Origin of the sequence: Duganella sp. 1411, from assembly GCF_017833525.1 — a bacterium.
Classification (GTDB): domain Bacteria; phylum Pseudomonadota; class Gammaproteobacteria; order Burkholderiales; family Burkholderiaceae_D; genus Rugamonas.
Genome location: NZ_JAFICD010000004.1, coordinates 119,466 through 136,677 on the forward strand (window position 1 = coordinate 119,466; position 17,212 = coordinate 136,677).

At 62.2% G+C, this 17,212-nt stretch carries 19 protein-coding genes; 9 read left to right on the forward strand and 10 right to left on the reverse strand.

The window, feature by feature from the left end; genetic code table 11:
• Positions 1-86: 86 nt before the first annotated feature.
• The 3 genes from JOD97_RS21380 to JOD97_RS21390 form a co-directional block, all read right to left on the reverse strand.
• Positions 87-2,918, reverse strand: a complete 2,832-nt coding sequence (locus tag JOD97_RS21380) for a TonB-dependent receptor (RefSeq protein WP_229264648.1) — start codon at positions 2,916-2,918, stop codon at positions 87-89.
• A 417-nt stretch (positions 2,919-3,335) separates the two neighbouring features.
• Complete coding sequence (locus JOD97_RS21385; RefSeq protein WP_209723009.1) at positions 3,336-3,995, reverse strand: DNA-binding protein; 660 nt, start codon at positions 3,993-3,995, stop codon at positions 3,336-3,338.
• 110 nt (positions 3,996-4,105) lie between these two features.
• Positions 4,106-4,510, reverse strand: a complete 405-nt coding sequence (locus JOD97_RS21390; protein ID WP_209723013.1) for a YgiW/YdeI family stress tolerance OB fold protein — start codon at positions 4,508-4,510, stop codon at positions 4,106-4,108.
• Positions 4,511-4,816: 306 nt separating this feature from the next.
• Between JOD97_RS21390 and JOD97_RS21395 the strand changes: the two genes are divergently transcribed.
• Positions 4,817-5,575, forward strand: a complete 759-nt coding sequence (locus JOD97_RS21395) for a LysM peptidoglycan-binding domain-containing protein (RefSeq protein WP_209723016.1) — start codon at positions 4,817-4,819, stop codon at positions 5,573-5,575.
• Positions 5,572-6,003 (forward strand): hypothetical protein, encoded by a 432-nt coding sequence (locus JOD97_RS21400; protein ID WP_209723019.1) that lies wholly within the window; start codon positions 5,572-5,574, stop codon positions 6,001-6,003. The genes JOD97_RS21395 and JOD97_RS21400 overlap by 4 nt, the downstream gene beginning before the upstream one ends.
• A gap of 17 nt (positions 6,004-6,020) precedes the next feature.
• Here JOD97_RS21400 and JOD97_RS21405 read toward each other — a convergent pair whose 3' ends face one another.
• The 3 genes from JOD97_RS21405 to JOD97_RS21415 all read right to left on the reverse strand — a co-directional run bounded on the left by JOD97_RS21405 (position 6,021) and on the right by JOD97_RS21415 (position 8,542).
• A complete protein-coding gene (locus JOD97_RS21405; protein WP_209723022.1) occupies positions 6,021-7,406 on the reverse strand; it encodes an ATP-binding protein in 1,386 nt (461 codons plus the stop codon).
• A complete protein-coding gene (locus JOD97_RS21410) occupies positions 7,396-8,061 on the reverse strand; it encodes a response regulator transcription factor (protein ID WP_209723024.1) in 666 nt (221 codons plus the stop codon). Before JOD97_RS21410 ends, JOD97_RS21405 begins: the two co-directional genes overlap by 11 nt.
• A gap of 193 nt (positions 8,062-8,254) precedes the next feature.
• Positions 8,255-8,542 carry a type II toxin-antitoxin system Phd/YefM family antitoxin gene (locus JOD97_RS21415; protein ID WP_373999917.1) on the reverse strand — a complete coding sequence of 96 codons (288 nt, stop codon included), beginning with the start codon at positions 8,540-8,542 and terminating at the stop codon, positions 8,255-8,257.
• Between the two features lie 143 nt (positions 8,543-8,685).
• On the opposite strand from JOD97_RS21415, the gene JOD97_RS21420 reads away from it, so the two are divergent.
• The 3 genes from JOD97_RS21420 to JOD97_RS21430 all read left to right on the forward strand — a co-directional run bounded on the left by JOD97_RS21420 (position 8,686) and on the right by JOD97_RS21430 (position 10,560).
• On the forward strand, positions 8,686-9,132 hold the full coding sequence (locus tag JOD97_RS21420) for an Rrf2 family transcriptional regulator (protein ID WP_209723029.1): 447 nt from the start codon (positions 8,686-8,688) through the stop codon (positions 9,130-9,132).
• Between the two features lie 137 nt (positions 9,133-9,269).
• Positions 9,270-9,914 (forward strand): NADPH-dependent F420 reductase, encoded by a 645-nt coding sequence (locus tag JOD97_RS21425; RefSeq protein ID WP_209723032.1) that lies wholly within the window; start codon positions 9,270-9,272, stop codon positions 9,912-9,914.
• 190 nt (positions 9,915-10,104) lie between these two features.
• Positions 10,105-10,560, forward strand: a complete 456-nt coding sequence (locus JOD97_RS21430) for a fasciclin domain-containing protein (RefSeq protein ID WP_209723035.1) — start codon at positions 10,105-10,107, stop codon at positions 10,558-10,560.
• Positions 10,561-10,622: 62 nt separating this feature from the next.
• Here the strand turns inward: JOD97_RS21430 and JOD97_RS21435 are convergent, their stop codons facing one another.
• Together JOD97_RS21435 and nhaR are read right to left on the reverse strand one after the other, a co-directional pair.
• Complete coding sequence (locus JOD97_RS21435; RefSeq protein ID WP_209723039.1) at positions 10,623-11,975, reverse strand: OmpA family protein; 1,353 nt, start codon at positions 11,973-11,975, stop codon at positions 10,623-10,625.
• Positions 11,976-12,065: 90 nt separating this feature from the next.
• Positions 12,066-12,965 (reverse strand): transcriptional activator NhaR, encoded by a 900-nt coding sequence (gene nhaR / locus JOD97_RS21440; RefSeq protein WP_209723042.1) that lies wholly within the window; start codon positions 12,963-12,965, stop codon positions 12,066-12,068.
• 116 nt (positions 12,966-13,081) lie between these two features.
• Between nhaR and JOD97_RS21445 the strand changes: the two genes are divergently transcribed.
• From JOD97_RS21445 to JOD97_RS21460, 4 genes are all read left to right on the forward strand, one after another.
• On the forward strand, positions 13,082-13,447 hold the full coding sequence (locus JOD97_RS21445; RefSeq protein ID WP_209723045.1) for an HPF/RaiA family ribosome-associated protein: 366 nt from the start codon (positions 13,082-13,084) through the stop codon (positions 13,445-13,447).
• A 34-nt stretch (positions 13,448-13,481) separates the two neighbouring features.
• Positions 13,482-14,438 carry a TerC family protein gene (locus tag JOD97_RS21450; protein ID WP_209723048.1) on the forward strand — a complete coding sequence of 319 codons (957 nt, stop codon included), beginning with the start codon at positions 13,482-13,484 and terminating at the stop codon, positions 14,436-14,438.
• A gap of 29 nt (positions 14,439-14,467) precedes the next feature.
• Positions 14,468-14,890: a TerB family tellurite resistance protein gene (locus JOD97_RS21455; protein WP_209723051.1), complete on the forward strand. Its 423-nt coding sequence runs from the start codon at positions 14,468-14,470 to the stop codon at positions 14,888-14,890.
• A 120-nt stretch (positions 14,891-15,010) separates the two neighbouring features.
• Entirely contained in the window at positions 15,011-15,688 is a 678-nt protein-coding gene (locus tag JOD97_RS21460) for a type 1 glutamine amidotransferase domain-containing protein (RefSeq protein WP_209723054.1), read from the forward strand.
• Positions 15,689-15,917: 229 nt separating this feature from the next.
• Here the strand turns inward: JOD97_RS21460 and JOD97_RS33135 are convergent, their stop codons facing one another.
• Both JOD97_RS33135 and JOD97_RS21470 read right to left on the reverse strand, forming a co-directional pair.
• Positions 15,918-16,691, reverse strand: coding sequence for an anti-sigma factor (locus tag JOD97_RS33135; protein WP_209723056.1), 774 nt, complete (start codon positions 16,689-16,691; stop codon positions 15,918-15,920).
• Entirely contained in the window at positions 16,688-17,191 is a 504-nt protein-coding gene (locus tag JOD97_RS21470) for an RNA polymerase sigma factor (protein WP_209723059.1), read from the reverse strand. Before JOD97_RS21470 ends, JOD97_RS33135 begins: the two co-directional genes overlap by 4 nt.
• Positions 17,192-17,212 lie beyond the last annotated feature (21 nt).

The following is a 17,212-nucleotide window of genomic DNA, read 5'->3' on the forward strand; positions in this document are numbered from 1 at the left end:
TGCCGCAAAAAAAAACGCGTCCCGGGCCGAGGCCCGCGACGCGCAAATGAAATCGCCCCCTTGCGGCGACTACTACATCTTGACGCTTACATGTTCCAGCGCAGAGCAACCGAGACCGAACGTCCGATCTGCAGCGTACCGAAATTGGTCGTCTGGGCGTTACCCGCAGTGCCGAAATGGTAGTACTGCTGCTGCATTTCGTTCGTCAAGTTGACGCCACTGATATCGACCGACATGTTGCCGTTGATTTTGTACGACACTTGCATGTCCACGCTCTTTTCCGGATGACGCCAGATACCGATCGGATTGGCAAACAAGGCGGCTTCGTTGCTGGCCAGGAAGCCGGAGCGCCAGACATACGACAGGCGCGCGCTGACCGGGCCCTTTTCGTAAGCCAGCGTGGCGTTGTAGGAGCTGTGGGACACGCCGAAGAACGGTGTCTCGAGCTGGGCGACGACAACGCCGGCATCATTGGCATCGGGCACGTTCTGCGACGAGGTGAGTCGCGTATAGCTACCCTGCACGCCCAAACCGTCCAGCATGCTCGGCAGCCATTTCGGGAAGTAGATCAAGCCGAGCTCGGCGCCTTTGATCGTGCCGTTGGAGGCGTTGACCGGCGAGTTGACGACGTAATCGTAGCCGTTCGTATGGTCGCCGCCCGAGGTCGAGTTGCGGAACGGATCGTTCGCCGGATCGACGTGGACCCTGTGGCGCAAGCCCACGACCAGGCCGTCGATCTTACGCTTGAACAAAGTGCCGTAGAGTGCGCTGTCCTTCTGGAAATACCACTCGCCCGTCAGATCGAGGTTGGTGGAGCGCGTCGGCTTCAGGTCCGGATTGCCGCCGCTGCCCGAGCCATAGCCCACCTTCGACACGTCGTCACCGAGTTGCAAGACAGGGTTCAGGTCACCGAAGTTCGGGCGGCGCAGGGTTTGTCCATAGTTAACGCGCACCACGACGTCCTTGGCCGGGTCGTAAATCAGGGTCGCGCTCGGCAGCAACTTGCTGGTCGACTTGCTGGCACCGGACGGCGTGACCGCCTTGGTGGTGGCATCAACCTTGTAGAAGGTCATGTCGGTATTGACCTTGACGTAGCGCACGCCGAAGTTGCCGCGCAAGCGATTGCCGAACAGCTCGTTTTGGGTATTCCCCATCAGGAACAGGTTGCTCGTCTTTTCATCGACTTCGAACGTCTTCTGCAGGCTCAGCTTGTCGCTGGTCAGGAAGTTCGGATCGGCCGCGTTATAGAGCTTGCGCCAGTCGTCGATATGGTCGCGGATGTAGTAGGCGTTCGGCTCCACCCATGAGCGTGGAACGTTCGAGATGTCCGTGCCGAAGTTCGAGTTGGTGGAGGAATACTGCGACCCCAGCGAGGCGAGGTTGCGGCCCAAAAAGGCCGACTGCGTCCGGTTGGCTTCCGACGCCTTGCGGTCGTCGAAGCGCACGCCAAAGTGCACCGTCTTCAGCGCGCCCCAGTCGGCATCGTAAACGCCGGTCAGATTGGCCGTCGCGGCGCTGCCCTTGTTGCGGTTGGCGGTATCGTAGAACTGCGCGACATTCCACTTGGTCGGGTCGGCCAGATCGGCATTGTTGTTGAAACCGAACGCCGTGTTGCCGCCGCCGGCATTGAAGTCGACGTTGATGGACGGCGCAACACGATCGATACGGGTGGCCGTGAATTCCGAATGGAAAGTGCTGGTTTGGTACGACAGATCACCTTCCAGCGTCAGGCGGTCGCCAACGTTCCACTTGCCGTTCAGGGCGTTAATGTAGGAATCGGTTGCCGACGTGGTGTAGTCGCCGCTGTTGAAGCCGTAGACGCTACCGACGTTACGGCTCTTGATGATGTTGGTGCCCGGGTACGTCGTAATCGAGCCGGCAGGGTTGCTGCCGAGATCGCCCCACCAGTCGACAAAGCTGAACAGCAACTGGTTGAACGCCTTGTCACGATAACCGTTGTACATCGATTCGAAGGTGTAGACCGCATCGCTGTTCGGTTTCCACTGCAAGGCGATATTGGCGGCGGGACGCTCGCGCTTGCCCTGAAGGTCGCTCTGGAAAACGGCGTCACGCGCCAGGTAATAAGGATAAGCCTTGCCGTTGAAATTCAGCGTGGAACCGGCTGCCGTCGGCAAGCCGGTATGGGTGCCGGGCGTCCAGATACTGGTGTCGGTGATGCGCTGCAATGGCGTGTAACCTGCCGGAACTTCGGCGGCATTGGGGCTGACAAACGGCACCATGGCACCGGGCGTCACGCTTTCATTGCGGTACTTGGTCTGGCTCGCCGACAGATTGATCAAGGCACCGACTTCGCCGATGCCGGTTTCCCAGCGGTTGCTAAACATGGCACTGAGCTGCGGATTCCACTTTTCCGCGGGATCGAGATAGGTCTCGCGCGCCAAAACCGATACTTTCTGCCCCTTGAAATCGAATGGCCGCAGCGACTTGACGTCGACCTGGCCGGCAATGCCGGTTTCCAACTGGCTGGCGTCGCGCGTCTTGTAGACGTCGATCTGGCGAACCAGGGTCGAAGGAATGTCCTGAAGCGCGACCTGCGTGCCGGACGCGGTGAAAATATTACGGCCGTTCCAGGTGGTTTGAACGTCGGGCAGGCCACGGATGGACAAGGTGCCGACTTCGCCGCCGGCGCGGTTGGTGACCTGGATCCCCGTCACGCGCTGCAGCGCTTCGACGACATTGTTGTCGGGCAGCTTGCCGATGTCTTCGGCAACGACCGACTCCACCACCTGATCGTTGGTGCGCTTGATGGCCAGGCTCTTGATCAGCGACGCCTTGACGCCGGTGACGACCACGGTTGCGGTCTCGGCCGGCTCCGCCTTTTCGGCGGCCGCTTGCGCCCACACCGAGGCGCTGCTCAGGATGCCGGCGCCTGCGAGGACGGCGACCGACAACTTCATTTTCATGTGGTGGGATGCTGCGTGGCTTCCTGTGACAGGTACGCTCATGTTCTCTCCGTAATTATAATTTTTGTAAATAATTTGGTTTGCAGGCACGTTTTCTTGTGCTGCGAAACTATCTTAAGGAGCGGACAAAAAGCGAACCAATCAAATTTTTCCGTGTTCTGATATCGAAAAGGTTATGACAACATGCCGCATGTCATCATTTTGGCGCGGCGCGAACGACGTGGATCGCCCGCGCGCACGAGCGCGCAGGCGGGGAAAGAGGATTATTTTATGGAAGTGGCGCGACGTCGGCACGGCCGGCTAATGATGAGCTCGGCAAGCGACGGCCGGCCATAAAAAATCATCGGGAAAACAACAAAACGTTGCGTGAAAGCCGCATTCTGGCGTTCGCGGCGATCCGACCCGACAAGCTCAACTAGCGCGGTCGGTCTGCCGGGAGGCGAGGCGAGCGCGCAATTCCTTGATCTCGGCGGCGAAGTTGTCGCGCGCGGTCACCGCGCCGACGAGCTCCATCTCGGCGTTGAGGCGGGCGTCGGACAAAGCGGCTGCGGCCGCCACATTGCGCTCGATCTGCAGGCGCAGGTCGGCCAGTTGGCTGTCCTTGCCTTCGATGGCCAGTTGGTCCTTGGCCTTGCCCACCAGTGCGTCGGTGGCGATGCGGCGCGCGTCGCGCAGCTCAGTCGACAATTGGTCGACCTCCTCGGTCAGACTGGCCACCTGCGCCAGCAGTTCCTCGCGCTCGGCCTCGAACTGCTCGCCCGATTTGAGCAGGACCTCCAGATCCTCCTCCGACTGCGCCAACGCGTCGCGCACGCCGGCGCCGGCCTCCTCGGCCAATTGCTGGGCCCATTTGCCGAGCGCGGTGGCGATCGGCTCCGGGATGTCCAGCTTGGGCGCCGGGGCCGGCTTTGCATGCGCGGCGCGCCAAGCCGACAGATGCTTGTGCACGGCGTTGACGGAGGCGCCATCCAGCAACTCGCAGACCGCCTCAATGGTCACGCGCTTACCGTCGTTCTGCAAACTATCGGCCGCCTCGGCGACCTGATCGGACGTGACCTCTTGACGTGACATTGCGCGCTCCAGTGGAAAAAGTGATAGATGGTGAACTCCACAAGATACAGGATGTTGTTACGTACCGGCAAGAGTATTCCCGCAACCGTGCGCGCTAGCGCCCGCAGGTGTTAGTTGGTTACAACCTTGATTTGTTTGACGTCGAGCGTCGACTCGCCGAAGGTCTCCTTGTCGAACTCCCCGGTCAATTCCACCAGCGTGTTCTGATCGATCTTGGCGCCTTCGGGGAAACGCTTGGCGTCGATCTCCACCGTCATCTTGCCGCTTTGATCGGCGAACTCGTATTCCTCGCCGCCCTTGTGGTTGAGCAGCTTGCCTTTCAGCTTGACGTACTGGTCATCCTTGCCGCTGGCCAGCAACTCCTTGGCGGTCATCATCGGCACGGTCGAGGGACCGGCGTAGCCGGCCGGCGCGGCCTTGCTGGACGGGCCGGTGTAGCCGCCGGTCTGGGCGACGGCGATCGCCGAACCGGCGAGCAAGGCGGTGATGCAGGAGAGTTGAATGATGCGTTTCATGGTGTCGTCCTTTGTGGTGGTGGGTCGTTGTGGGACCTGCTGCTTACCGCAGGCACGGACGCATTACACCGAGCGGACATTAACCACATCTTAAAGAATCTTAAAGCATGCGAGGCCAGGCCATCCGGCACGCGTGATCAGCCAGCATGGCTTCGATCAAATTTTCGAACCAAGCTGTACGCGACGTTCGCATCCATTGCGCGATTACAAACCGCTCTCGTGGGGAAGGCTTACTGTCGAAGAGCTCACGCGATCAGAGGACGCCGATCGGGTTGCGCCAATCAGGCTTCGATACGAAAGACCCATATGACAACGACAGCCCTATCCCCAGCCAAGGTACGGTCCAGCTACGAGAAGTGGCAAGAAACAATAGCCGCGTCACTGAAAAATCCCCAATGGCACTCATACGATAGTGATCTCCAGCGCATTGTCTCCACGTTCAATCGTCATTTATCCGGCAAGGGCGGCTATTTCCCGCTGGATTGGCACCTTATCAAAGCGATCATCTGGACCGAATCAGGCGGCCCCCAGCAACCGGCGTGGCGTAACAATCCTATGCAGATCGGCAACGTTGGAGATCCGGGATTAGCTGCCTTGCTATCTGGGAAGGAGGGCGGCGATTTGATCATGCCCACCGACCTCAAGCGTACGTTGACGACGACGTCAGTACGTAGTTCGGCCCAGATGAATATCTCGGCCGGAATTGCCTACCTGCTCATGCGAATGGCACGCTTCGATATTGCGACGGTGCCGGACGACAAAGACCAAAAGGTCTACGAGGTCGTCGTTACGACCGGTGACAGCCTCGAAAAGATAGCACGTACTAACGGCTCGACCGTTGACACGCTGAAAAAGCTTAATCCCGGCACATCTATCTTAAAGCTAGGTCATACGCTGAAGTATCGAAAGGCATCAATCCAGAAAGTCATTGTAGGATGGGACATGGTAACGACATCGGCCATTGCAAAGCGCTACAACGTCGGCGACCCTGCTTACGCGAAAAAATTGAACTATTGCCTGGCCGTGATGTGCAAATCCGCGGCGGGCGACAAGGGGGCGCCATGATCCGCCGTTTACTTACTCTGTGCCTGGCCGTCGGACTGGCGGCACAGGCCGGCGAAGCGCCATTTACCGGTCGTTTCCTAGGTACCGGCCGTGCTTGCTATGGCATGCTCGCCGTACGCACCAAGACCATATCGTGGCTGACCTCGTTCAGTCAGTGCCAGGCGCTGCCTTATGAGCTGGTCGAACGAACGGACAGCAGCGGACGCTTGCGCATCACCTGGCGCTTCACACGAAGCATTCCGGCTTGTCGCTACCAGTTGATCTCGCTCACGCATGACGGCGGCTCCGATCAAGACATCGGTTGGAATGTCACCGGCTATGGCAGCGAGCAAAGTTACCTGGCCGATAGAAGTGCCGGCTATCCGGCCGACGCGCCGGACGCATTGTCGTGCTACCTGGTCCGCGACTCCGGCAAAGCTCCGCGTTAATAACGCCCACGATACAACTACCGCCTATCCCTGGATCGCTCGTGATCGTGATCGGGCGGCAGGGTCAGCGTCACTCCCAAGCCCCGACCGTCCAGCCCGGCGCCGAACGCGATCTCGATGCCGTGCAGGTCGGCGATGCGCTTGACGATCGACAGCCCGAGTCCGCTGCCGCCCTGCCCCTGCCCCAGCACGCGGAAAAAGCGCTCCGTTAGCCGGCGCCGGCTGGCGTCATCAACGCCGGGACCATCGTCGCGCACGGCGATGCGGCCACAACCCGCCAGGCGGTTGGCCTCGATCTCGACCCGGCAGCCGGCCGGGCAATAGCGCAGCGCGTTGTCGACCAGATTGCGCAGCATGATTTCCAGCATCCGCGGATTGGCGTCGACGCGCTCCAGGTCGCATCGCGCCGACAGCGTGATGCCGCGCCGCGCCGCCTCGGCCGCATGGTCGGCCAGCAAGCGCTCGACCAGCGGCGCCAGCGCCACCGGCTCGCGCACCAGTTGCTCGCGCGCCAGCGGGTCCAGCCGCGCCAGCGCCAGCAGGCTGTCGACCAGCGCCGTCATGCGCGCGATGTCCTGCCGCAGCTTCTGGAACGACGCGGCCAGCTGCGGATGCTGGCGCTGCAGCAACTGCACGTGCATGTGCAGCCCCGCCAGCGGCGTGCGCAGTTCGTGCGCGGCGTCGGCGGTGAAGCGGCGCTCGGCCTGCAGCGCGGCGTCGAGCCGGCCCAGCACGCCGTTCAAGGCCAGCACGATCGGCAACAGCTCGCGCGGCTGGCCGGCGGTCGGCACCAGCGCCAGATCGTCCGGCGTCTTGGCGGCGATGGCCGACGCGGTCCGGCGCAAGGGCTTGAGCACGCGACCGGTCAACAGCCAGCACACCAGCGCCAGCAGCACCAGAAAGCCCAGTACCGGCAGCCACAACGACTCGGCCAGTTCCTCCAGGATATCGAGGCGCTTCTTGTACCGTTGGCCGACCTGCACCTCGAAGCGGCGCGCGTCGTCGCGCACCACGAACACCCGCCAGCGGCGCTCGTCAAGTTGGGGATCGGCAAAGCCGTGATCGTCGTCGAAGCCGGTCACGAACGGCCGCTGCGGCGCGCCGCTGGTGCGCTGAATCACGCGGCCGTTGACGACGATCTGGTACTGCATGTCGACCTTGCGGCCATGTCCGCTGTCGGGCCGCGCCGGCGCCAGCAGGCCGCGCTCGCTCCACTCGGTGGTGGCGGCCATGATCATGTAGCCGGATTCCTCCAGCGCGTCATCGAACACCTCGTTGGTCTCGTGCCAGGCGATGACGGTGACGATGCCCAGGCTGGCCAGCCACAGCACGGTGCTGGCCGCCACGATCACGGCGAGCAGGCGCCGCCGCAGCGACCACGGCGCGCCCGTCCTAGCCGCCATCGTTTTTCAGCCGGTAGCCGAGCCCGCGCACGGTGACGATGCTGTCGCCGCCCAGTTTTTTGCGCAGGTTGTGGATGTAGACTTCGATGGCGTTGCTTTCCACCTCGTCGCCCCAGCCGTACAAGGTTTCCTCGATCTGGGCGCGGGTGACGATGCTGTTCTTGCGCAGCAGCAGCGCATACAGCACGTGGTACTCGCGCGCCGTCAGCGCCACCGGCTGCCCGCCCAGGCTGGCCTGTTTGGTCTCGAGGTTGAGCGCGATGTCGGCGTGCACCAGATCGTTGCTCACCTGGTCGGCCCCGCGCCGCACGGCAGCACGGATGCGCGCCGACATCTCCTCCAGCTCGAACGGTTTGACGAGGTAGTCGTCGGCGCCCAGGTCCAGTCCCTCGACCCGGTCGGCCAGGGCGTTGAAGGCGGTGATCAGGATCACCGGCACATGGTTGCCCGTCGCGCGCAGATCGGCCAGCAAGGCGTCGCCGGACAGGCCCGGCAAGCCGCGATCGAGCAGCACGCAGTCGTAGCGGTGGGTCATCAGCGCGGTCTGGGCCGAGTCGCCGCGCCGCACCCAGTCGACGGCGTGCTGGTCAAGCCGCAGCCACGCGAGGATGGTTTCGCCAAGAGAGGTATCGTCTTCGACTAATAAGATGCGCATGGGGACTCGGACGGGAAGTTGCCGCCAGTATGGCGGAAAAACGCCACCGAGTTTGACGCTGCAAGATGAAACGAATCTTAAGGAAATTGTTGGAAGTCCCGTTGAATGGGGGAGCTGGGAGTTGATCTGGCAGAACGTGCAAGTGACCGGCAATTTCCGCCGGCAACATACCCTAAGCCGAGACCCGTCACCATCAGTCGTCAGCTTTGTCCAGTTCGGCAAAAACGTCTTCCACGTCGCGGAACTTGCCATCTTCGATTTCGCGATTACCTAACGCTAGAATCTTCAACATCGCGAGGGTTTGTTCCCGCTCCTCATAGCTCTTGACATCCATGACAACCAATTTGGCTTCACCATTTTGCGTTATCAACATCGGCTCTCGATTTTCAGTAAGATTCTTCACAATCTCGGCGGCATGAGTCTTAAGATAGCTGATCGGCTTTACTTGCGAAGAAATTTCACGGTCTCGTCTCCGTCCAATACACCACCAGCCGATTCTAGCCCGAATTGAGCCCCTCCACCCCTCGCGCTCGAAATATGGCGATGTCGCGCTAACCATGTTGACATCCACGGCCCAGTGTGTAATAGTGGCTGTAACACAGTTTCTTACCGAATCAACGAATCATGCCCACCAGCTCACGTTTTGTCGTCGCCGTTCACGCACTGGTCTCCATCGTCGTCATGGATGGCAAGCCGGTGCGTTCGGAGGATATCGCCCACTCGGCGGCGACCGGCCCGGTGGTGATCCGCCGCCTGCTGTCGCTGCTGAGCGAGGCGGGCCTGACGACATCACAACTGGGCGCAGGCGGCGGCGCCATCCTGGCCAAGCCCAGCGACCAGATCCGGTTGCTGGACGTGTACCGGGCGGTGGAGGATACGGATATTTTCACCCTGCACCGGGTGTCACCCTTCAAGGATTGCATCGTGGGCAGCAATATTCAGGAGGCCATCCGCCCCACCCTGGACAAGGCGCAGTCCGCCCTGGAGAACGAATTGTCGAAAGTGACTATCGCCGATATCGCGGCGGAAACCGCGCGACTGGGCAAATTTACGATCCCGCTGGCCTGGTAGCTTTTTTTGACCTTAAATGTCACTGTGTCAGTTACGCACAAACCTTAATCGCCAAGCCGGCAACGGCAAGGCAAGGACCTCGGCCCAAGGGGCGCCGAGACTCTTACATCAACCGCCCCGTCTTTTCAGGAGTTAATATGAATATCGGTATCATTGGTTCTGGCGCTCTGGGCTCCAACATCGCCCGCGCTTTCGCCGCCAAAGGCATCTCGGCAACCATCGCCAACAAATCGGGTCCGGCATCGCTGGCCACGCTGACGGCCGAACTGGGACCGACCATCGCCGCCGGCACGATCGAACAGGCCGCCGGCGCCGATATCGTGGTCGTCGCCGTGCCTTGGGAAGCGCTGGAGACCCTGGTCAAGGGCCTGCCGGCCTGGAACAACCGCATCGTCATCGACGCCACCAATCCGGTGCTGTTCCTGGCCCCCGACTCGCCGGACCGCAACGACCCGGGCAATCCGCTGGCCGCCTACGGCATCAAGGCGATCGATCTGGGCGACCAGTACGCCAGCGCGATCTTCAGCAAGCTGGTGCCGGGCGCGCGCGTGGTCAAGGCGTTCAACCACGTCGACGCCAACGTGCTGCCGCAGCCGCAAGTGGCCGGCGGCCAGCGCACCATGTTCTACGCCGGCGATGACGCGGCCGCCAAGGCGGACGTGCGCAAACTGCTCGAGGCCGCTGGCTACTTCGCGGTCGATCTGGGCGCCCTCGATGTGGGCGGCCCGTTGATGCAGCTGCCGTTCGGCGCGCTGGCGATGAGCAACTTCGCCAAGGTGTAAGGCCCACCGCGGCCGGCATCGTCGTCCGATGCCGGCCGCGCGGCAATGGCATACGCCGAAAACTCGATTGAACCGTTAATGAACCGTAATTGACCAGATACCGCACGATTCACGGTAGACTTCCTTTGAAATGACCTATAAATTGAACACATCCCGGTTCATAAAACGGTTCACCCCAAAGGAGATACACATGAAAAAGATTTTGCTCGCAGCAGCTTTCGGCGTGGCCTTCGGCGCGGCCAACGCGGCCGATATCGTCGACACCGCCAAATCGGCCGGTTCGTTCAACACGCTGGTGACGGCGGTGCAGGCTGCCGGCCTCGTCGACACGCTCAAAGGTCCGGGCCCGTTCACCGTGTTCGCGCCGACCGACGAAGCGTTCGCGAAAATTCCAAAGGCCAAACTCGACGCGCTGCTCAAGGACAAGGCGGCGTTGACCAAGATCCTGACCTACCACGTGGTGCCGGGCAAGGTGATGGCCGCCGACGTCAAGCCGGGCAAGGTCAAGACCGTTGAAGGCGAGTCGCTGACCGTCACCGCCAAAGACGGCAAGGTGATGGTCGACAAGGCCCACGTCACCAAGACCGACATCGCCGCCGACAATGGCGTGATCCACGTCATCGACACCGTGGTGATGCCGAAGTAAGAAGTCCCTATTTTTGGCGCGGCATGCCAGGCCGGCCCTTGCTCTCGCGAGGCCCGGCCGCCTTAATCCGCGTGTTCCGGTAGTGGCTTGAACTTCATGCGAACCTCGACTCTGCGGTTGATCGCCAAACACTCGGATAACGTATCTTTGACCGGCCAATCCTTGCACAGCGTTTTGGGTTCACGCGCACCGTGACCCTCGGCGGTAACGTTCCTGACGCAGGCCGTTTCGATGATCTGATCTCGAATCGTCGCGGCTCGAGCAAGCGCCAATTCGTTATTGAGCTTGGCGCCACCCTTGTAACCAAACGCATCCGCATGTCCCACAACCTGAATTTCGTCAAGCTTGAGCTTGTTTTTATGGATGATCTGAATCATCTCGGCCAAATCGCCACCGCCATCCTTCGCTAGTTCCGCAGAGCCGGCGTTGAACAGAATATCGCCGTTCATCTCCAAACAGCGCGTGATCACGCCTTGATAATCCCGGAAGAAAAACACGCCATCACGCTTGAGCTCCACCACCAGGTTCTTTGCCTTAGCCGACGGTATTTCAACAAGGGTGCGCTCGCCGATACCGTGCCAAAGCAAATTCACGCCGTGGACGACCCGCTCAGGGTTTCCCGCCGAGGTATTGCACCCAAGCGCGGCAAGATATTGTCCGTTGGTGGCACTGGACAAGATGTTGTAGTTCTCTTCGCTTAGCTTGAGCGTGACATTCTTTGACCGCAATCCGACGTTTCGCATGACAACATCCTCGTTTATCTTCTTCAAAAAAGGCGAGGCGACAATCACAGGGGCGAATAAGGCGTTCAGCCACAAAATAACCAGTAACCATTTTTTAGCTTCGGCCGACGCTTTACCGGCTTGGCGCGCCGCCGGAGGCGAGACCGGCTGCGATACGGCGGGCGGCGCCAGAAGTCCTCGTTTCAGCATCACGATAAGAAAGCCTGATGCGCCGAATCCCAGCACTCCAATACCGAAGACGTCGCCCGCCGACGTATCGCGCAGAAATAAAATTACCAGGATGGCGGTCAGGATGGCGCCAACCGCGACCCGCCCCAGCCATTTTCGAAGTCCAGCCGGGCCCGTGAAAACCGGTTCCAACATCAGCGCTACTCCTACCCCCATAATCAAGAGCAGCATGTAGGTCAAGCCAAACGCAAAACCGACCATCAAGAAGAAGAAACCATCACCGAGCGTCACCCCTGCAGGAAAGAACTCGATTGAAGCGATGAGGTAGGCTACGGTCGGCAATATCCCCGCCAGCAATATAAATTTATAGCCGCCATCCCCCAACGCTTTCAGGTCGTTTAGCAAATTAATGAGCGACCATTTTTTTTCCTTCTCGGCAGCATCAGCGGCCGCGTTCAGCCTGCGTGCAAGATGAACAATATGCAGCATCTGGGATGTTTTCATGGATACGAAGCGCACGGCTGAAATGGAGATGTAAATACAATAACATTTCTACATTGGAATTCATACCTAGGGCCGCAGTATGTTTGCCTCTTAAGCCGACAGCGTCTCCAGCGCCGCCTGGCGAATCGCCTGCGTGGCCGGGTGGCTGATGCGCCGCTCGGTGGTGATCGCGTAGACCTGTTCGCGCAGCGACGGAATCGTCCCAACCATCAACACGCCGTACTGCTCGCAGATGGTCGGCGCGATCGCCGCCGGCGCGAAGAACAGTCCGGCGCCCGACTGCCCGAAGGCCTTGATCATGGCGCTGTCGTCGAACTCGCCGATCACATGCAGGCGCGGCACATGCGTATGCAGCCACTGCATCAGCCTGGCGTGCACGGCGAAATCCTCCCCCGGCAACAGCAGCGGCGCGTGATTCAGACATGCCGGAAACGGCCCGCTCAGGGTCTCGGCCAAAGCCGGCGCCGCAAACACCCCCAGCTCGCTTTCGCCCAGCAAATGGTTATAGCCGCGCACGCTCAGATGGCTGGGCATGGCGCGGTCAGTGATGATCAAGTCGAGCCGGTGCACGGCCATGTCGGCCAGCAGCGCGGCCAGCCGTCCCTCACGACAGATCAGCCGGGTCGGCTCGGCCAGCTTCAGCGCCGGCGCCACCAGGCGGCAGGCCACCGCCTTCGACACCGAGTCGGAAACCCCGAGCCGGAACGTGGTGGCCTGAGTGGCGGACTGGTCCCTGACGACATCGAGCAGGGCGTCGCCGGCGCTGAAAATATCCTCGGCGTGGCGCAGCACGCGGTTGCCGGTTTCGGTCAACTCCAGGCGCCGCCCCACGCGCCGGAACAGCTCGACGCCCAGCGTGTCGGCGAATTCGGTCAGCTGGCCGGAGATCGACTGCGGCGTCAGGTGCAGCTGTTCGGCCGCCTTGGCGATGCTGCCGCTGCGCGCCACCATCCAGAAGTAACGCAGGTGTTTGTAGTTGAGAGTGGCCATTATCAATCCTTCAATACGTCGATTTTCTCGATGCTTTAACCAAGTATATTCGAATTGTACGAATGATCGAGCGTCCCTATCATGGTTCTTGTCATCCACCACGAAAGGAAATGATCATGAACATCGCAATCCAATCGAACGGCCTGGTCCTCACCGAAAGCCTGCGCGCCTACGCCTATCGCCGCCTGCACACCTCGCTCGGCTGGGCGATGACGCGCCGGCTGGCGGTATGGCTGTCGGACATCAACGGCCCACGCGGCGGCCGCGACAAGCGCTGCAAGATCCAGATCAGCCTGGACCACGGCAAGACCGTCGTGATCGAGGACACCGAGGAGGACATGTACGCGGCCATCGACCGCGCCGCCGAACGCGCCGACCGCGCGCTGGCACGGCGCCTGGCCCGCGGCCGCGCCTTCAGCCACGACAAGGCGACCACCCTGGCGCCGGCGGACCAAGGGTCCGACGGCAACGACGAGCGTTGACACGCGCTAACCACCTGATGCGGGAGAGCAGCATATGAATGGAATCGAGAACATCGCCACCGCCCCCATGTGGGCCGGCTTCGTCGCCTTTGTGCTGGTGATGCTGGCGGTCGACCTGTGGGTCTTCGGCGGCAACAAGGCGCACAAGGTCACGGCGCGCGAGGCGGCCGCGTGGTCGGTCGGCTGGTTCAGCCTGGCGCTGGCGTTTAACGGCGGCCTGTGGTGGTATTTGAACGGCACGGTCGGCGCCGAGATCGCCGAACAGAAATCGCTGGAGTTCCTGTCCGGCTATCTGATCGAAAAAGCGCTGTCGGTCGATAACATCTTCATCTTCCTGCTGATCTTCACCGCGTTCCAGGTAAAGCCGGAGTACCAGCGCCGCGTGCTGATCTACGGTGTGCTGGGCGCGATCGTCATGCGGGCGATCATGATTTTGGCGGGCGCCTGGGTGGTGAGCGAATTCAGCTGGGTGCTGTACCTGTTCGGCGCGTTCCTGCTCTACACCGGCGTCAAGATGCTCAAGGCGGTCGACGACGAGCCGGACGTCAAGAACAACCCGGTGCTGCGCTTCGCACGGCGCCACCTGCCGGTGTCCGAGGGCGATCACGGCGAGAAGTTCGTCGTGTGGAAAGACGGCAAGCGCTACGTGACGCCGCTGCTGCTGGTGCTGATCCTGATCGAGGCGACCGACCTGGTGTTCGCGGTCGATTCGATCCCGGCCATCTTCGCCATCACGTCGGACCCGTTCATCGTGTTCACGTCGAACATGTTCGCGATCCTTGGCCTGCGCGCGCTGTACTTCCTGCTGGCCGACATCGCCGACCGTTTCCACCTGCTCAAGTATGGCCTGGCGTTGGTGCTGTGCTTCATCGGCCTGAAGATGCTATTGCTGCCGTGGATACACATCCCGGTCCACATCTCGCTGTCGGTGGTGGCGTTGTTGATCGCGGGTAGTGTCGTCGCCAGCTTGTACGTGACGCGTAAAAAGTAAATCAATCCAATTTTTGAAGGAGTAACGCAATGAGAAATTATGAACCCGATAGCGCCAGCGCCGCCGGCCGTCTCGTGGCCCTGTGCATGGTGGTCGATGGCAATATGGCGCCGTCCGAACTGCAGACACTGCAACGTTCGCGGCTGCTCGAATACATCGACATCGATATCGACACCTTCCACGACCTGCTCGACGAGCTGTGCCAGGACATGCTGAGCACCGCCGTCAAGCACGAGCACGTGGTGCTGGACGAGGCCACCATCGACGCGCTGCTCGGCGAGATCCGCGACCCGGCGCTGCGCCGCCAGCTGCTGCGGGCGATGTGGAATATCGCCGACGCCGACGGCGTGCTGGCCGACGCCGAGGCCAAGCTGCTGGCGCGCGCCTGCGTGGTGTGGTCGGCGGAGTCGCACTTCGTCAAGGAGGAAGCGCGGCAGCTGGCCGCCCGCTGACCGGGGCGCGCCCACCCCGCCGCCATGGCGGCGGTGGGCGCGGTCCGACCGTGTGACGCACTCTTTGCATGTGGCGTATGCTGTGGCGACAAGTCGGACTTCACCCACACAAGGACCCACATGAACATACTGATGGTATTGACCTCGCACGACCAACTGAGCGACACCGGCAAAAAAACCGGCTTCTGGCTGGAGGAATTCGCCGCGCCCTACTACACGCTGAAGGAAGCAGGCGCCAGGCTGACGGTGGTGTCGCCCAAGGGCGGCCAGCCGCCGCTCGACCCCAAGAGCGACGAGCCGGACGCGCAGACGGCGGCCACCAAGCGCTTCAAGGCCGACCCGGAGGCGCAAGCGGCGCTGGCCCACACCGGTAAGCTGGCCGATGTGTCGGCCGCCGATTTCGACGCCGTGTTCTATCCGGGCGGGCACGGCCCGCTGTGGGATCTGGCCGAGGACCGCGCCTCGATCGCGCTGATCGAAGCGATGATCGCCGCCGGCAAGCCGGTCGCCGCCGTCTGCCACGCGCCGGGCGTGCTGCGCCACGTGAACGGCCCGGACGGCAAGCCGCTGGTCAACAGCAAGAAGGTGACGGGCTTTACCAACACCGAGGAGGAAGCGGTCGGGTTGACCAAGGTCGTGCCGTTCCTGGTGGAGGATATGCTCAAGGAAAAAGGCGGCATGTACTCCAAGCTGGGCGATTGGCAGCCGTACGCGATCACCGACGGGCTGCTGGTCACCGGGCAGAATCCGGCATCGTCGGAGGTGGCGGCGGAGCAGTTGCTCAAGCTGTTGAAGTAATTACGTGGGGCGGTGGCGGCTCGCCGATGGCGGATTACGGCGTTCCGCCTAATCCGCCCTACGTATCCCCGGTGGTCCGTTTGCGCTGCGTTTCTTTGGACACGCAATAAAAACACCTTGGAAACACGTAGGGCGGATTAGCGTAGCGTAATCCGCCAGGCGCCGCCAACGGCTCCCGCCACCTGCGTTGCCCTCCAAGCGCAATCAACGCCGCTCAATCAAAACCACATCACCGCCGCCACCCGCGCTGCCTGGCGGCCTGCTCCCCCTGCGCATCGAGCGTCGCGCCCGCAATCCGGGCATCGATCGCCTCCAGCACCGCCGTCGGCATCGCGCTGCCGGCCTGCCGGTAATCGCCCGCAGCCCCCTTGTCCGCCTCCGTCATCACCACCACGCGCCACTGATCGCCACCGCGACAGGCCAGACCAGCCGTCCGCCCCATCGTAAAGCTACGGCACAACGCGCCATCCTTGGCCGCGAAGCTGACGCCGATATCGACCGCGCCACCACGATCGCCGGCCAACTGCCGCGACAACGCATCGGCCAGCGGCCCTTGCGCCACCAGCGCGCCATTGGCGCCCGCTTCGACGACGGCATCCCCCGCCCGTCCAGCGCCGCCCAGCACCACGCTCCCCACCAGCACGCCCACCGCCAGCGACGCGGCCACACCGCCCCACTCCAGCCACGACCAGCGCCTGCGCACCGTATGCTCGACAGCCGACGCCGGCGCCACCGCGTGATGCGCGCCGCCGGCGCGCGCCGCGCGCACCGCGCCCAGGTCGGCCACCTTGCCCGGCAACGCCGCCGCCATCAGCCGCGGCGGCACCGGCTCGTCGACCACGTCCGCGAACGCCGCGAACACGTCGGCCCGCAGCGCCTGGTGTTGCGCCACCCTGGCGGCGACGGCCGGATCGCTGCGCACCGCGCGTTCGACCTCGCTGAACGCCGGCTCGGCCAGTTCGCCGTCGGCGTAGGCCATCAAGGTTTCGTCGGAAAAGCTCATGTCGCGGTCCTCTTTTGATCGGATAATATTTCCTGCAACGCGGCGCGGGCGCGCACCAGGCGGCTGGTCAGGGTGCCGATCGGAATCTCCAGCACCTCCGACGCCTCCTTGTACGGCATGCCGTCGACCAGCACCAGCGCCACCACCATGCGGTGCTCCTCGGACAGCATGCCGATCGCCTTCTCGATGGCCATGCGCTGCTGCTGCGCCTCGGCCGCCTGGTCGCCGACGTGCTCGCCCGCCTCCTCCGGCGCGAACAGGTTGTCGCGCCGGATGCGCGAGCGCACCTCGTCGATCCACGCGTTTTTCATGATCCTGAAAATCCAGCTGTCCAGGCGCGTGTCCGGTTCCCACTGGGCGCTGCGGCCCAACGCCCGCTCGACGGCGATCTGCACCAGGTCGTCCGCGTCCTCGCGGTTGTAGACGATGGTGCGGGCGAACCGCCGCAAGCGCGGCAGCAAGGCGGCGATATCGTTGTTGATCGTGGCGTTAGTGGTCATGGATACCAGGTAAACGCCGGA

What these genes read in the sequence shown, in the direction of transcription:
- JOD97_RS21405 (WP_209723022.1), bottom strand. Translation starts at nt 7,406, where the DNA reads ATGGCGGCTAGGACGGGCGCGCCGTGGTCGCTGCGGCGGCGCCTGCTC.
- JOD97_RS21410 (WP_209723024.1), bottom strand. Translation starts at nt 8,061, where the DNA reads ATGCGCATCTTATTAGTCGAAGACGATACCTCTCTTGGCGAAACCATC.
- JOD97_RS21400 (WP_209723019.1), top strand. Translation starts at nt 5,572, where the DNA reads ATGATCCGCCGTTTACTTACTCTGTGCCTGGCCGTCGGACTGGCGGCA.
- JOD97_RS21435 (WP_209723039.1), bottom strand. Translation starts at nt 11,975, where the DNA reads ATGAAAACATCCCAGATGCTGCATATTGTTCATCTTGCACGCAGGCTG.
- JOD97_RS21425 (WP_209723032.1), top strand. Translation starts at nt 9,270, where the DNA reads ATGAATATCGGTATCATTGGTTCTGGCGCTCTGGGCTCCAACATCGCC.
- JOD97_RS21470 (WP_209723059.1), bottom strand. Translation starts at nt 17,191, where the DNA reads ATGACCACTAACGCCACGATCAACAACGATATCGCCGCCTTGCTGCCG.
- JOD97_RS21395 (WP_209723016.1), top strand. Translation starts at nt 4,817, where the DNA reads ATGACAACGACAGCCCTATCCCCAGCCAAGGTACGGTCCAGCTACGAG.
- JOD97_RS21390 (WP_209723013.1), bottom strand. Translation starts at nt 4,510, where the DNA reads ATGAAACGCATCATTCAACTCTCCTGCATCACCGCCTTGCTCGCCGGT.
- JOD97_RS33135 (WP_209723056.1), bottom strand. Translation starts at nt 16,691, where the DNA reads ATGAGCTTTTCCGACGAAACCTTGATGGCCTACGCCGACGGCGAACTG.
- JOD97_RS21445 (WP_209723045.1), top strand. Translation starts at nt 13,082, where the DNA reads ATGAACATCGCAATCCAATCGAACGGCCTGGTCCTCACCGAAAGCCTG.
- JOD97_RS21450 (WP_209723048.1), top strand. Translation starts at nt 13,482, where the DNA reads ATGAATGGAATCGAGAACATCGCCACCGCCCCCATGTGGGCCGGCTTC.
- JOD97_RS21430 (WP_209723035.1), top strand. Translation starts at nt 10,105, where the DNA reads ATGAAAAAGATTTTGCTCGCAGCAGCTTTCGGCGTGGCCTTCGGCGCG.
- JOD97_RS21460 (WP_209723054.1), top strand. Translation starts at nt 15,011, where the DNA reads ATGAACATACTGATGGTATTGACCTCGCACGACCAACTGAGCGACACC.
- JOD97_RS21380 (WP_229264648.1), bottom strand. Translation starts at nt 2,918, where the DNA reads ATGAAGTTGTCGGTCGCCGTCCTCGCAGGCGCCGGCATCCTGAGCAGC.
- JOD97_RS21455 (WP_209723051.1), top strand. Translation starts at nt 14,468, where the DNA reads ATGAGAAATTATGAACCCGATAGCGCCAGCGCCGCCGGCCGTCTCGTG.
- nhaR (WP_209723042.1), bottom strand. Translation starts at nt 12,965, where the DNA reads ATGGCCACTCTCAACTACAAACACCTGCGTTACTTCTGGATGGTGGCG.
- JOD97_RS21385 (WP_209723009.1), bottom strand. Translation starts at nt 3,995, where the DNA reads ATGTCACGTCAAGAGGTCACGTCCGATCAGGTCGCCGAGGCGGCCGAT.
- JOD97_RS21420 (WP_209723029.1), top strand. Translation starts at nt 8,686, where the DNA reads ATGCCCACCAGCTCACGTTTTGTCGTCGCCGTTCACGCACTGGTCTCC.